This is a genomic window from Sphingomonas sp. (assembly GCF_013812825.1).
In the GTDB taxonomy this organism is placed as follows: Bacteria; Pseudomonadota; Alphaproteobacteria; order Sphingomonadales; family Sphingomonadaceae; genus Sphingomicrobium.
Map to the genome: position 1 here is coordinate 1 of NZ_JACCSU010000090.1, position 13,637 is coordinate 13,637.

The following is a 13,637-nucleotide window of genomic DNA, read 5'->3' on the forward strand; positions in this document are numbered from 1 at the left end:
TCCTCGAGGCGGCGGATCTCGTCGCGCAGCCGCGCCGCTTCCTCGAACTCGAGGTCGGCGGCGGCGCTTCGCATCCGCTGCTCGAGGTCGGCGATGTAGGCCTTGAGGTTGTGGCCGACGAGGTGCGGCCGCTCGTCGTCGCCGGTATCGACCATCACTCCGTCGCGGTTCGCGAGGTGCGCCATGATGTCGCTGATGTTGCGCTTGATGCTTTCGGGCGTGATGCCATGCTCTTCATTGTAGGCGAGCTGCTTCTCGCGCCGCCGGTCGGTCTCGTTCAATGCCCGCTCGATCGATCCGGTGATGGTGTCGGCGTAGAGGATCACGCGCCCGTCGATGTTGCGCGCGGCGCGGCCGATGGTCTGGATCAGCGACGTCTCGGAGCGCAGGAAACCCTCCTTGTCGGCGTCGAGGATCGCGACCAGCCCGCATTCGGGAATGTCGAGCCCCTCGCGCAACAGGTTGATTCCGACCAGCACGTCATAGACTCCGAGGCGCAGCTCGCGGATCAGCTCGATCCGCTCCAGAGTCTCGACGTCCGAGTGCATGTAGCGGACTTTCAGCCCCGCCTCGTGGAGATACTCCGTCAAATCCTCGGCCATCCGCTTGGTCAGCGTCGTGACCAGGGTGCGATAGCCCTTGCGCGCCGTCTCCTTCGCCTCGTGGACGAGGTCGTCGACCTGGTCCTCGACCGGCTTGATCTCGACCGGCGGGTCGATCAGCCCCGTCGGGCGGATCACCTGCTCGGAAAAGACGCCGCCGGTTTCATTGATCTCCCACGGCCCCGGGGTCGCCGAGACGAAGGTCGTCTGCGGGCGCATCGCCTCCCATTCGTTGAACCGCAGCGGCCGGTTGTCGATGCAGCTCGGCAGCCGGAAGCCATATTCGGCGAGCGTGATCTTGCGGCGGTGGTCGCCCCGCGCCATCGCGCCGATCTGCGGCACCGTCTGGTGGCTCTCGTCGACGAACAGAAGCGCGTTGTCGGGGAGGTATTCGAACAGGGTCGGCGGCGGCTCGCCGGGCAGCCGGCCGGTCAGGAATCGCGAGTAATTCTCGATCCCCGCGCAGCTGCCGGTCGCGGCGATCATCTCGAAGTCGAAGTTGGTCCGCTGCTCGAGGCGCTGCAGCTCGAGCAGCTTGCCTTCCGCCTCCAGCTCCTTGAGCCGCTCGGCGAGCTCGTGGCGGATCGCCTCCATCGCCTGCTTGAGGGTCGGCCCCGGAGTCACATAGTGCGAGTTGGCGTAGACCTTGACGCTATCGAGGCTGGCGACCTTCTTGCCGGTCAGGGGGTCGAACTCGACGATCTCCTCGATCTCGTCGCCGAAGAAGCCGATCCGCCACGCCGTGTCCTCATAGTGCGAGGGGAAGATCTCGAGGCTGTCGCCGCGGACCCGGAAATTGCCGCGCGCGAACGCCTGGTCGTTGCGCTTGTACTGAAGCGCGACCAGCTTGCGGATCACCTCGCGCTGGTCGGCCGACTCGCCCTTGCGGAGGCTGAAGGTCATCGCCGAATAGGTCTCGACCGAGCCGATTCCGTAGAGGCAGGAGACGCTGGCGACGATGATCGCGTCGTCGCGCTCGAGTAGCGATCGGGTCGCCGAATGGCGCATCCGGTCGATCGCCTCGTTCACGCTCGACTCCTTCTCGATGTAGGTGTCGGTGCGCGGCACGTAGGCTTCGGGCTGGTAGTAATCGTAATAGCTGACGAAATATTCGACCGCATTGTCGGGAAAGAAGCTCTTGAACTCGCCGTAGAGCTGGGCGGCGAGGATCTTGTTCGGGGCCAGCACCAGCGCCGGCCGCTGCAAAGTCTCGATCACCTTGGCCATGGTGAACGTCTTGCCCGAGCCGGTAACCCCGAGCAGCACCTGGCTCTTCTCCCCGGCGCGCGCGGTTTCGACCAGCTCGGCGATCGCGGTCGGCTGGTCGCCGGCCGGCTCGTATTCGGAACTGAGGACGAACGGCCGGCCGCCCTCGGCCTTGTCGGGCCGCGCCGGGCGGTGGGGCACGAAATCTGTCGCCGTGTCCGGCTCGGCGAGCGAAGTGCGGATTTGAATCGCCATGCAACGAGCATATGGTGGAGCCGTGCAAGCCGCGCAACGCGGCGCCCCGCCCAACGGAGCTCCGGCCCATGAAGCACGCCCTCGTCCTGCTCGCCTGCGCCCTTGCCGGCCTGGCGCCGCTCGCTGCGTGCGACAGCGAGCCCAATGTCGATGCCCGCAACGCGAGCGTCGAGGAGGTCGCCGAGCAGGTCGCCGACGCCGCCGGCAGCGACAGCTTCGTTCGGCCCGGGAAATGGCAGTCGCGAGTCCAGATCGAGCAGTTCGAGCTGCCCGGCGCTCCGCCCGAAGCGAAGGATGCGATGCGCCGCTTGCACGAGCGCGTCCAGGTCCACCAAAGCTGCCTCACTCCGGAGAACGCGAAGCGGCCGAAGGAGGACTTCTTCGCCGGGGAGAACAAGAATTGCCGCTACGACCGCTTCACGATGGGCGACGGCAAGATTGACGCGGTGATGAAATGCACCGGCGGCGGGATGGCGCAGACCATGGCGATGCAGGGCAGCTACAGCCCCGACGCCTACCAGATGCGGATGAGCATGAAGGCCGATGCCGGCGCCGGCCCGCCGGGCGGAATGACGATGACCATGCGCGTCGACGCCAAGCGCGTCGGCGAGTGCGATTCCAAAAAGGACTAACAAACGGGCACAAACAGGGAGCAAGCAGATGCGAATGATGATCTTGGGAGTGGCGGCCGCGGGACTGCTCGCCGCCTGCTCGGACGACACCGCCAAGGAGGCGAAAAAGGAAGCCAAGGCGGAAGCTCTGCAGCCGGGCGAATATGAGGTCACGCAAAGGGTCGACGCGGTCCGCTCGACTGACAACACGACCCCGGCGACCGCGTTGAAGGCGACGGCGGACGGCGAGGCCGGCTCGACGTCACGAGTCTGCGTCGCAGCGGACGGCGCCATCGACCCGAAGTTTTTCGCCGAAGCCCGCGACCAATGCGCGCCGACCAGCAGCTACATGCGCGGCGGGCGCCTCAGCATCCAGTTGAACTGCACCCGAGCCGGCAAGGGCGGGCTGACCCAGACGGTGGACGGCAAGTTCACCGCCGACAGCTTCGAGGCGACCGTCACCTCGTCGACCTATTTCAGCGGGCCGGGCGACTATACGCTCCTCCGCACCCTGACCGGCAGGCGCGTCGGCGACTGCCCGGCGTCCCAGCCAGCGGCGGCGCAATGATCGGTGTGACGCTCGGCACCGACGACCTCGAGCGGGCGCGCGACGACTTTGACCAGCTAGCCTGACCCCGCGGTGCGCGCTACGGTCCTGCTCAACCGCGGCGGCGGCGCGGTCGCCTCGGACGACAAAGCCGCCACCAAGGCCCAGGCGGCGCTCGCTGGCGCGGGCATCGCCGGCAACATCGAGCTGGTCAAAGGGCGCGAAATCGCCCAGCGGAGCCGCGCCGCGGCCGAGCGCGGCGATCCGCTGCTGATCGTCGCCGGCGGTGACGGCAGCGTCGGCGCGGCGGCCGCCGAGCTTGCCGGCACCACCACTCGGCTTGCCATCCTGCCGCTCGGAACCCTCAACCATTTCGCGCGCGACCTCGGCATTCCGCTCGACTTGACCGAGGCCGGAGCACTGATCGCCGAGTGCACCGAGCGCCGGGTCGACGTCGCCGAGGTCAACGGGCGGACGTTCATCAATAACGCCACAATCGGGCTCTACCCGCTGATGGTGATCGACCGGCAATCGCAGCAGCGCCGCCTCGGCCGCTCGAAGCGGCTGGCGTTGGCGGTCGCGGCCCTGCGCACGATGTGGAACTTCCACGCCTGGCGCTTGCGGCTGAGCGCCGACGGCGGCGAGGAGCGGGTCGAGACGCCCCTGCTGTTTGTCGGCAACAACGAATATCGGCTGGCGCTGCCCGGCGCCGGTCGCCGCAAGTCCCTCGAGGACGGGCAGCTCTCGGTGCTCGTCATGCGCAGCAAGGGCTTGCCCGGCTTCCTCGCCGCGACCGTGCGCGCGCTCGTCGGCATCCCCCGCGAGGACGACATGGCGCAGCTCGCAGGGGTCACCGAACTCAAGGTCGACAGCGGGCAGCAACGCCTGACCCTGGGCATCGACGGCGAAACCGTGACCCTCGATACTCCGTTGATGTTCCGGATTCGGCCGCGCGCGCTGCGGGTGATCGCGCCGCCGCCGGAATGAAGAAAGCTCCACCGTCCCGACAGGACAATGGAGCCTTCAATCAGCGTTACTCTTCCGGCTTTAGCCGCGCACGGGGCCTGGCAGTGGCGGCGGCGGGGGCGGCGGCGGCATCGGGCAGACATCGGTCGCCAGGATCACCGATCCGTCGGGACAGGTCTGGGTCGCCGGCGGCGCCGGAGGCCGCGGCGGCGCTGCCAGGACCGGCGCCGGAGGCACCGGCGGCTCGGGCACGTTGAAATTGTGGATCAGGCTGATCAGCAGCGAGTGCGACTTATAGTCGCTGTCGAGCCGGATGCCCTCGTCCCGGTCGCTGACGTTGCCGGCGTCGAAGTAGCGATATTTGGCGCCGACGTCGAAATATTGCGACACCGGAGCGCGGACTCCGGCGATCAGCTGCCAGGCGAACCCGCGGTCCTTGATCTTCAGCGCATCGTCGTCGTCCTCGAGGACGTGGATCACCTGCGCGAGGCCGGCTCCGGCGCCCGCGGTGAACTGGAAGCCTTCGTCCGGTCCGAGGTCGACCATCGCGTTGAGCGTCAGCGAATAGACGCTGCTGCGGCCGTCCGCGTCGAACGCACCCGAGCCGAGGTCGTATTCGTCGTGCTCGCTGCGCTTGTAGCCAAGCTCGGCTTCGGCCCGGAACATGCCGAAATCGTAGCCGGCGATCATGTCGCCATCGACGCCCAGCTTGTGGTCGATGTGGAAATCGTCGTCGAACATGTCGTCGTCGTCGAGGCCGACGTCGGTGTCCTTGACGAACAATGCTCCGACCTCGAGCCCGAAATAGGCCGAGCGGTCGCGAGCGACGGCCGGCGAAGCGATTGCGGCCAGCGCGGTCGCCAGCGCCGTGGCGGCCAGCAAATAACGTGTCATTGAACATTCCCCCCTGTTGCACGGACCAACCCGCGACCGGCCCGTTAACTCAAAGTTAAACGCAGGTCGAGCCAACCGCGAACGAGCGCCCGGGCGTGGAACGCGAGGCTGCCGGGTCCGTTCGGAATCTGGAGGGACGCACGCCCGTGAAACCGATGACCGAGCAGCACCTGGCCTTGTTTCGCCGGCACATGGTCGAGATCATCGACATGCATTTCGACCTCGCCGAGGACGAGATCGGCAAGGCCGCTCTCGATCCGCGCCTGCGACGGGCGTTGCTCGATGTGCCGCGGCATCTGTTCGTTCCGCAATCGCTGATGGTGGTCGCCTACCAGGACACGCCGCTGCCGATCGGCTTCGACAAGACGATCTCGCAGCCGTTCATCGGCGCATTGATGCTCGAGCTGCTTGCGGTCGAGCCGGGCGCCCGGATCCTCGAGGTCGGCACCGGCCTCGGCTACCAGGCGGCGGTCATGGCCGAAATGGGCGCCCAGGTGTGGAGCGTCGAGGTGGTCGAGGAATTCTCGGAGGCGGCGAGCGACCGCTTCGCCGCGCTGGGCTACGACATCGAGGTCCGGGTCGGCGACGGCTCGCGCGGCTGGCCCGAGCACGCGCCGTTCGACGCCGTGCTGGTCACCGCCGCCGCCGAACAGGCGCCCGAAGCGCTGGTCGAGCAAGTGAAGCCGGGCGGGCGGATGGTGATCCCGATCGGCGGCACGGACATCCAGCAGCTGACCGTCATCACCCGGCAGCCCGGCGGCGAGACCCGCGCCCGCGAGATCATGCCGGTCCGCTTCACCCAGCTCGAAGTCGGCGCCTAGGGCGGCCCGCGACCTCAAGGGTGGGCGGCAGCTGGAGCCTTCCCAAACTCCAGCCGGTGGTCTAAGCATCGGGGATGACACGAAAAATTGGATTGTCGCTGATCTTGCTCGCGGCTCCGGCGCTTGGCGGATGCGCTCTGCAGGCGGCAATGGCCGCGGCGGACCTGGTGCAATACCTCCCTGAAAACCACGGGCCGAGCAACGCGCACCTCATGCCGGCGGCGACCCAGGCGTGCACCCAGCGCGCGCGACAATATGGCTCTGTGTACATTGTCGACGTCAGTCAGCACCGCACCGACCGGATCGTCGTCGGTGGATCGGTCACCGACGCGCAGCAGCGGCGGCGCACGTTCGAGTGCCATTTCACGACCGCCGTCGTGAGTTTCAAACTGTACGAGATTGGCGCCGGCAGTTGACCGGGATGCGCCGGGCCGAATGTCTGCTTTGGGTCGGAAGCGGACCAGAGCCGCTATGCCCGGACCGGGTCGACGCAGAGACTTAATTCGGCGTGGCGTCGGATGCCCGACGCAGGGACGAGGTCAGCCGAACGCTGCCGAGCGTCACCGCAGCAGCCGCTCGGCGCCGAAGTACCGCGCGAGCACCGTGGTATCGCGCTGGTACGGATCGTCGCGGAAGACGACTCCGTCCTTGGTCGCTTCAGCCGTCAGATAGGTAAGGAACACCGCCACCGGCGCCGCCATGTCGACCCTTTCCTCGACATCGGGATCGATCGCCTTCGGCATGCCGCCGAACAACCAGGTCGCCAGCCGCTGCGCGTCTTCCACCCGCACGCAGCCGTTGCTGACCCAACGATTACCCTTCGCGAAGACCGTCTTGTCGTGGGTGTCGTGCAGATAGATGCCGAGGTCATTGGGCATCATGAACTTTATGTCACCCATTGAATTGCCCGGTCCTGGACCGCGGCGGATGCGAAGCGACAGCTTGCCGTCACGCACGGCCTGCCAGTCGACCATCGCAGGGTCCAGCATCGGCGCTCCGTCGGTGAAGTCAGCGAACACCTCATATTTCCGCTCGCTCAGATAACCGACGCCCTGCTCGAGCACTCGCGGCGCGACCATCTTGACGTTGAACTCGGGGGGCAGGTTCCAATACGGGTTGACGCTGGCGTAGCGAATGAAGGCGGCCATCATCGGCGTCTGCGTCTTGCTCGAACCGACCACCGCCCGCATTGAGTCCACCAGCGCGCCGTCTTCGTACATGGATAGGCGCGCCGAGCCGGCATCGACGATGATGTGCCGCTTCAGCTCGCCCGGAGCAGGCAGCCGCCGAGCGCGCTCCATGTTGATCATCAGCACCTGCGCGTAGTGCAGCGCTCCGCGATTGAGGGAGGTGATCATGTCTTCTCCGACGAGCCCGTCGGCCTTCATGCCGTGCACGTGCTGGTAAGCACTCACACGCTTGTGAAGCGCCTCATCGAAGCGGCTGCCGGCGGGAAGTCCGAGACGCTCACGCAGGAGCGTGACTCGTTCGCCGGCAGCCCCCAGCGCAAGTGCGGGCCCGAAATCCAGCCGGAACTGCGGCAGACTGCTCCACTCTTTCTGGTAGCCGACGAGGCCGCGACGCAGCTCCGTGTACAGAGGGTTGATGGCCTGGAGCAGGTCGAGCGGAGCGCCGGCGTACCTGGCAAAGGTGACGTTATCGAGCTTGGTGTTGCGCCAGCGGATGTTGCCGCCGATCTCGCGGTCCACATACACCATGTCGACGCCTTGCTCGACAGCTGGCGGCAAGGCGATCGGCTCGAGAAGCTGCTGCGCCGAAGTGGGCACGGCCAAGCTCGACAAGGCTGCCCCGAAGAGCAGGACCTGTATTGTCGAGGGCGCACGCATGCACCTCGATAGACTTACCCGGGTTAACAGCGACGGAACGAGCGTTTCGCCGCTCGACGAGCGTCCAATGTGTCCGGCGCGAGGGAGGCCATCGAGCCCCCCGCTTCGGTATCGCGGAGGACCCGTCTGCCAAGCTTGCATCGGACCCTAATGTCCGCAGTGGATCGAACGTTGGAGATGATCCCAATTGAACATCGGGAACCACGCGCGTCTTGGCAGAGTTTCCCTTGACGTCCTCTCATTTGAACGGAGGCCAAGATGCTCAAGCAATCTCACATACCGACCTTCATGGTTGCCGCTGGCGCGATTGCGCTTGGAGCGTGCGAGACCGTGAACCGAGCCGTGAACGAGGTCGTCGGAAACAACTTTGCGGCAAACTTGCGCGGTGCAAATGAAGTGCCGCGCGGGGATCCCGATGGAGTTGGCACGGCCCGGATTTCGATCAACGACGCAACAAATCAGATCTGCACTCGCCTGGAGGTCAGAAACATCGGGCCGGTCACCGCTGCTCACATTCACCCGGGCCGCGCTGGAGTGAACGGTCCACCCGTCGTGAACCTTGACGCGCCGGACGATAACGACAGCGACGACTGCGACATGGTCGCCGACGCACTGGTGGATCAGATTCGCCGCTTTCCCGCCAACTTCTACGTGAACGTTCATACCGCCCAGTATCCGAACGGCGCGATCCGCGGTCAGATCTACAACGTACAAGGCTGAAGACCCCGGGCGGCGGCCCATTCCGGTCGCCGCTCCAATTGACCAAGATACTCATGGCATGCTGGCTTCTCCAGCCCTGGCTCTATTCTCAGCATATTCGCGAAGGCAGACCGGACTTATACCCAGTCGCTTCATCGATTCCGTGGCGTTGAGGCAGAGATCATCCCGGCCCGCCAGTTGCAGGGGCAGGCGGAGCAAACGGCCGATTCCGGCGTGAAACGGCGCGATGGCGGCAGCCAAGGTCTTCAGGGCCACAGGGGGCACGCTGCGCACCTTGATCGGCTTGCCTGAAACCTGGGCGTAAAGCGCCGCTACGTCTCTCTCCGAGTGGTTTTCCGAGCCTCCAAGCTCGATCGTCCGGCCGGCAAGATCGTCCTGCAACAAGGCTTTCGTGGCCGCCTCGGCCACATCCGCAACCGCGATCAAGTTGCGCGGCGTCGTGCCGCTGCCCAACAGGAAAACGGTCTTTCCACGCAGGACGGCGGCCCCGATCAAATCATGCGCATAAAGGTCCATGAACGCGCTCGGGCGAAGAATGACATATTCCAGCCCCGATGCTTGCAGATATCGCTCGGTGCGCGCCTTGGCCCGCCAAAACTCCGACGGGTGATCAGGAGAGGCTCCCAGGGCCGACATGTATACGAACCGCTGGACTCCCGCGGCCGCGCATGAGTCGATCAATGCGGCGTGGCCGCGGACATCGATCCGCTCGATCGAGTGGCGCGACTTGCCCAGCAGCCCGTGAATGCAGCTGATCACCTTGGTGACCCCGGTGATCGCCTCGGGGAGCCCGGCACCGCTCTCGACGTCCAACCCAACGACCTCGACGCCGCGCTCGACCAGCCACTGCGCCTTGGTCACGTTGCGGCAAGCGGCGCGAAACGGGATGCCGTCCTGGAGGAGGCGTTCCGCCACGGCCTTCCCGAGCCGCCCCGTTACCCCCACCAGCAGAATCATGGGCCTATCCCCTCCTGCGAGAGGGTCTGATTCGTCGATTATGAAGTCAAGCCGGAGCCCCGCCGCCGAAAGTCCGCAATGGATGGATAGCGGACATTGCTAATTCACTGATTTTCGGGGACGGCTTCGATCGCGAAGCGGAGTGAAAGTTGCCATTGCTTTTGGGCCTCATGCTTTTGGCAATCAGTTCCGCCCCACCTGAGAAGATCGATTTGACAGTGCCGCAGCCCTGCGTGGCCACAGGCTCGACCAACGGCGAAATCGTGGTTTGCGCCAGGCGCAATGACGGCCAGAGCCCATATCGCATCGAACCTACGCCATCTGCACGTTCGGACATTCCGAAGGCCGAAGTGCAGTTGGGCAACGGCGTCGTCCTATCCGCAGAAACGGAAACCCACTACATCTCAGACTTTCCCTCAAAGCGCGCGATGGTCCGGCTGAAGATCAAGTTCTAGCCGCACCCAGGGCTAATATCCGCAATGGGTCGAAAGCGGACATTAGCGGCTAGTGTCCGCAATGGGTGGAAAGCGGACATTAGCGTCCCAAGCTCACTCGGCGGTCGCACCGCTTCAACCATTCGAGTAAGTTCAGTTCGTGCCGCAGGAATACCAGCTTCGGCGTGTCACCGCTTCTGATCTGCCGCTCCTGCGACGCTGGCGGCGCATGCCGCATGTGATTGAATGGTGGGGGCCTCCCGAGGTCGAACCTGAGGAGGACAAGCTCGCGGATCGCCGCATCGCGATGTGGCTAGTGGAACTGGTTGGGCGCCCGTTCGCATTCGCGCAGGACTACGATCCTCATGCGTGGAGCCCACATCCGTTTTCACATCTGCCGCCCGGAGCGCGAGGAATCGACCAATATATTGGTGAGCCTCAAATGCTCGGTTGCGGCCACGGCGCAGCTTTCGTCAGGGAACACTGCAACCGTTTGTTTGCGGCGGACGCGCCCGTGATCGGCACTGATCCACACCCGGACAATACGCGCGCGATTCGCGCCTATCAGAAGGCGGGATTCTCCGTCGCAAGCGAACCTCAGGAGACGCGCTGGGGCCGAGCTATCCTGATGGAGCGCTGGCGGCACCGCTAGGAGCATCTCACTCAAGCTGATGTCCGCAATGGGTCGAAAGCGGACATTCAGCAGCAGCATGTCGGCGCGCTCATCCCGCCGTTGCCCGGAAGACGCTCATCCACAGGAAATTTGCGTTAACGCGCATTTACCGTCTTGCGTCCGGCGGCAGTTCAGGCACAATGGGTAGTAGCGCGGAGGGGGTTTCGTTCAACACCTAGTGTTTGGCGCCGGAATTGCTATATTCCGGTGACGGGAAATTGCGTCCGTTGATCAAGCAAGCCCAAGCCTGTGGAAATCGGGGACACAAGGCAGAAAAGCCCCCGCTGAGCGCTGAAAGGGACTAGTGTGCCAGCGATGGTCGCGAGTCGAACAATTGGTGAACAAGACGCCGCCGAACGGGTTGACGGTCGGCGCGGCAGCGGACGGGGAAAAGCGATGGATTTTTCAAGCGGAAGCGAAGTCGGCAGCGAAGACTTGGCGGCGGGCGCGGCCCCCGCCCGCAAGGCGCGCGCCAGCAACACGGTCGATGCGCAGGCGCACGCGGTCAAGACCGACGAGGCGCGCGACGCTCTCCTGACCGAATTCGGCAAGGACACGCTTCGCGACCGCTATCTGCTGCCCGGCGAGACCAACCAGGATCTCTTCGCCCGAGTCGCCTCGGCCTATGCCGACGACGCCGACCACGCGCAGCGCGTCTACGACTACATCTCCAAGCTGTGGTTCATGCCGGCGACCCCGGTGTTGTCCAACGGCGGCACCGGCCGCGGCCTGCCGATCAGCTGCTATTTGAACAGCGTCGCCGACAGCCTCGACGGAATCGTCAACACGTGGAACGAGAATGTCTGGCTGGCGTCGAAGGGCGGCGGCATCGGCACCTATTGGGGCAACGTCCGCGGCATCGGCGAGCCGGTCGGACTCAACGGCAAGACCAGTGGCATCATCCCGTTCGTCCGGGTGATGGATTCGCTCACTCTCGCGATCAGCCAGGGCTCGCTGCGCCGCGGCTCGGCCGCCGTCTATCTCGACATCGCGCACCCCGAGATCGAGGAGTTCCTCGAGATCCGCAAGCCGTCGGGCGACTTCAACCGCAAGGCGCTCAACCTCCACCACGGGGTGCTGATCACCGACGAGTTCATGGCTGCCGTGCGCGAGGGCGCCGAGTTCGTTCTGCGTTCGCCGCGCGACGGCTCCGAGCGGGCGACCGTCGATGCCCGCTCTTTGTTCCAGAAGCTGGTCGAAACCCGGCTTGCAACCGGCGAGCCGTACATCATCTTCATCGACCAGGTGAACAAGACGATGCCGCGCCATCACCGCGAGCTCGGGCTCAAGGTCACCACCTCCAACCTGTGCTCGGAGATCACTTTACCGACCGGCACCGATCATCTCGGCATGGACCGCACCGCGGTGTGCTGCCTGTCGAGCCTCAACCTCGAAACCTGGGACCAGTGGAACGGCGACAAATTGTTCATCGAGGACGTCATGCGCTTCCTCGACAATGTGCTGACCGACTACATCGAGCGCGCTCCCGACGAGATGGCGCGCGCCAAATATTCAGCCGAACGCGAGCGCAGCGTCGGCCTCGGCGTGATGGGCTTCCACAGCTTCCTCCAGGCGCGCCGGATCCCGTTCGAAGGGGCGATGGCCAAGAGCTGGAACCTGAAGATCTTCAAGCACATCCGGGCGCAGGTCGACGAGGCCTCGATGATGCTCGCCAACGAGCGCGGGCCGTGCCCCGACGCCGCCGACATGGGCGTCATGGAGCGCTTTTCGTGCAAGATGGCGATCGCTCCGACCGCCTCGATCAGCATCATCTGCGGCGGCACTTCGGCGTGCATCGAGCCGATCCCGGCCAACGTCTACACCCACAAGACCCTGTCAGGCAGCTTCTCGATCAAGAACCCGCATCTGGAAGCGCTGTTGAAGGAGAAGGCCAAGGATTCGGCCACGGTGTGGAGCTCGATCCTCGAGCATGGCGGCAGCGTCCAGCACCTCGACTTCCTCACCCAGGAAGAGAAGGACGTGTTCAAGACCAGCTTCGAGATCGACCAGCGCTGGCTGATCGAGCTCGCCGCCGACCGGACGCCGTTCATCGACCAGGCGCAGTCCTTGAACCTGTTCATCCCCGCCGACGTCGACAAATGGGATCTGATGATGCTCCACTTCCGGGCCTGGGAGCTGGGCATCAAGTCGCTCTATTATCTGCGCTCCAAGTCGGTGCAGCGCGCCGGGTTCGCCGGCGGGGTCGAGGCCGACAACACGTCCGAGCCGGCCAAGTACGAGCTTCCGACCACCGATTACGATGAATGCTTGGCGTGTCAGTAGGGACGACCCTCGAGCTGGTCGCGGCGGTTGCACTCATCGTCGGCGCGATCATCCTCTACCGCCGCCGCGGCCGCGACGACCCGCGCCACGGCAGCCAGGGCGCGGTTCTGTTGCTGATCGTCGGAGTGATCATGCTGATCCACGGCCTCGGCCTGCTCGACTACCGCCCGAGCCCGAGCGAGATCCGGCCGTGAGCGCCCGCCGCACGCCCGCTCTTGTCGCGGCGCTGGCCGCACCGCTCGCGCTCAGCGCCTGCGCGGCGAGCCAAGCCCCGGCCGCGGTCGCTCCGGCCGCCCCGGGCTTCCTGCTCGGCCTGTGGCACGGCTTCATCTTCCCGATCGCCTGGATCGTGTCGCTGTTCGCCGAGCGGGTCGCGATCTACGCGGTGCCCAACAGCGGCGGCTGGTACGATTTCGGCTATTTCCTCGGCATCGTCGTGTTCGGCGTCGGCGCCCGCAAGACCCACACGATTACCCGCGACCGCATCGTCCATGTCCCCATCAAGGACGTGACTCCGGCCAGAGATTCACAGGAGTAACCCGCATGCCCCTTCTCCAGGCCCGCAAGCAGTACAAGCCGTTCGAATACCCGTGGGCGTTCGAATATTGGAAGCGCCAGCAGCAGATCCACTGGATGCCCGAGGAGGTGCCGCTGGGCGAGGACTGCCGCGACTGGGCGCAGAAACTCACCGACCACGAGCGCAATCTGCTGACCCAGATCTTCCGCTTCTTCACCCAGGCCGACGTGGAGGTGCAGGACTGCTACCACGACAAATACGGCCGGGTGTTCAAGCCGACCGAGATCAAGATGATGCTGACCGC

The 13,637-nt window shown here is 65.2% G+C and carries 16 protein-coding genes; 12 read left to right on the top strand and 4 right to left on the bottom strand.

Features of this window, described 5'->3' with window-relative positions; all coding sequences use genetic code 11:
- The coding region (uvrB, locus tag H0T81_RS11890; RefSeq protein WP_294013473.1) for an excinuclease ABC subunit UvrB at positions 1-2,063 on the bottom strand (2,063 nt) is incomplete at its 3' end.
- Between the two features lie 68 nt (positions 2,064-2,131).
- Here uvrB and H0T81_RS11895 point away from each other — a divergent pair.
- From H0T81_RS11895 to H0T81_RS11905, 3 genes are all read left to right on the top strand, one after another.
- A complete protein-coding gene (locus tag H0T81_RS11895; RefSeq protein WP_294013476.1) occupies positions 2,132-2,695 on the top strand; it encodes a DUF3617 domain-containing protein in 564 nt (187 codons plus the stop codon).
- A gap of 28 nt (positions 2,696-2,723) precedes the next feature.
- Entirely contained in the window at positions 2,724-3,242 is a 519-nt protein-coding gene (locus H0T81_RS11900; RefSeq protein WP_294013478.1) for a DUF3617 family protein, read from the top strand.
- A 72-nt stretch (positions 3,243-3,314) separates the two neighbouring features.
- Positions 3,315-4,208 carry a diacylglycerol kinase family protein gene (locus tag H0T81_RS11905; RefSeq protein WP_294013479.1) on the top strand — a complete coding sequence of 298 codons (894 nt, stop codon included), beginning with the start codon at positions 3,315-3,317 and terminating at the stop codon, positions 4,206-4,208.
- A 60-nt stretch (positions 4,209-4,268) separates the two neighbouring features.
- Here H0T81_RS11905 and H0T81_RS11910 read toward each other — a convergent pair whose 3' ends face one another.
- The gene (locus tag H0T81_RS11910) at positions 4,269-5,081 is read right to left on the bottom strand and encodes an outer membrane beta-barrel protein (protein ID WP_294013481.1); all 813 of its coding nucleotides are present in this window, start codon (positions 5,079-5,081) and stop codon (positions 4,269-4,271) included.
- A gap of 155 nt (positions 5,082-5,236) precedes the next feature.
- Between H0T81_RS11910 and H0T81_RS11915 the strand changes: the two genes are divergently transcribed.
- Positions 5,237-5,902 carry a protein-L-isoaspartate(D-aspartate) O-methyltransferase gene (locus H0T81_RS11915; RefSeq protein WP_294013507.1) on the top strand — a complete coding sequence of 222 codons (666 nt, stop codon included), beginning with the start codon at positions 5,237-5,239 and terminating at the stop codon, positions 5,900-5,902.
- Between the two features lie 74 nt (positions 5,903-5,976).
- Positions 5,977-6,318, top strand: a complete 342-nt coding sequence (locus tag H0T81_RS11920) for a hypothetical protein (protein WP_294013483.1) — start codon at positions 5,977-5,979, stop codon at positions 6,316-6,318.
- A 144-nt stretch (positions 6,319-6,462) separates the two neighbouring features.
- Here H0T81_RS11920 and H0T81_RS11925 read toward each other — a convergent pair whose 3' ends face one another.
- Positions 6,463-7,689: a L,D-transpeptidase family protein gene (locus tag H0T81_RS11925; RefSeq protein WP_294013485.1), complete on the bottom strand. Its 1,227-nt coding sequence runs from the start codon at positions 7,687-7,689 to the stop codon at positions 6,463-6,465.
- A gap of 318 nt (positions 7,690-8,007) precedes the next feature.
- Here H0T81_RS11925 and H0T81_RS11930 point away from each other — a divergent pair, with 318 nt between their 5' ends.
- Positions 8,008-8,469: a CHRD domain-containing protein gene (locus H0T81_RS11930; RefSeq protein ID WP_294013487.1), complete on the top strand. Its 462-nt coding sequence runs from the start codon at positions 8,008-8,010 to the stop codon at positions 8,467-8,469.
- A gap of 51 nt (positions 8,470-8,520) precedes the next feature.
- Here H0T81_RS11930 and H0T81_RS11935 read toward each other — a convergent pair whose 3' ends face one another.
- Positions 8,521-9,426 (bottom strand): NAD(P)H-binding protein, encoded by a 906-nt coding sequence (locus tag H0T81_RS11935; RefSeq protein WP_294013490.1) that lies wholly within the window; start codon positions 9,424-9,426, stop codon positions 8,521-8,523.
- A 170-nt stretch (positions 9,427-9,596) separates the two neighbouring features.
- Between H0T81_RS11935 and H0T81_RS11940 the strand changes: the two genes are divergently transcribed.
- From H0T81_RS11940 to H0T81_RS11965, 6 genes are all read left to right on the top strand, one after another.
- Positions 9,597-9,881: a hypothetical protein gene (locus H0T81_RS11940; RefSeq protein ID WP_294013493.1), complete on the top strand. Its 285-nt coding sequence runs from the start codon at positions 9,597-9,599 to the stop codon at positions 9,879-9,881.
- A 139-nt stretch (positions 9,882-10,020) separates the two neighbouring features.
- The gene (locus tag H0T81_RS11945; RefSeq protein WP_294013496.1) at positions 10,021-10,512 is read left to right on the top strand and encodes a GNAT family N-acetyltransferase; all 492 of its coding nucleotides are present in this window, start codon (positions 10,021-10,023) and stop codon (positions 10,510-10,512) included.
- Between the two features lie 417 nt (positions 10,513-10,929).
- The gene (locus H0T81_RS11950; protein WP_294013498.1) at positions 10,930-12,816 is read left to right on the top strand and encodes a ribonucleoside-diphosphate reductase subunit alpha; all 1,887 of its coding nucleotides are present in this window, start codon (positions 10,930-10,932) and stop codon (positions 12,814-12,816) included.
- A complete protein-coding gene (locus H0T81_RS11955) occupies positions 12,798-13,010 on the top strand; it encodes a hypothetical protein (RefSeq protein ID WP_294013500.1) in 213 nt (70 codons plus the stop codon). The genes H0T81_RS11950 and H0T81_RS11955 overlap by 19 nt, the downstream gene beginning before the upstream one ends.
- Positions 13,007-13,354, top strand: a complete 348-nt coding sequence (locus H0T81_RS11960) for a hypothetical protein (RefSeq protein ID WP_294013502.1) — start codon at positions 13,007-13,009, stop codon at positions 13,352-13,354. Before H0T81_RS11955 ends, H0T81_RS11960 begins: the two co-directional genes overlap by 4 nt.
- A 5-nt stretch (positions 13,355-13,359) precedes the next feature.
- Positions 13,360-13,637, top strand: a 278-nt coding sequence (locus H0T81_RS11965) for a ribonucleotide-diphosphate reductase subunit beta (RefSeq protein ID WP_294013504.1), incomplete at its 3' end; no start/stop codon positions are given.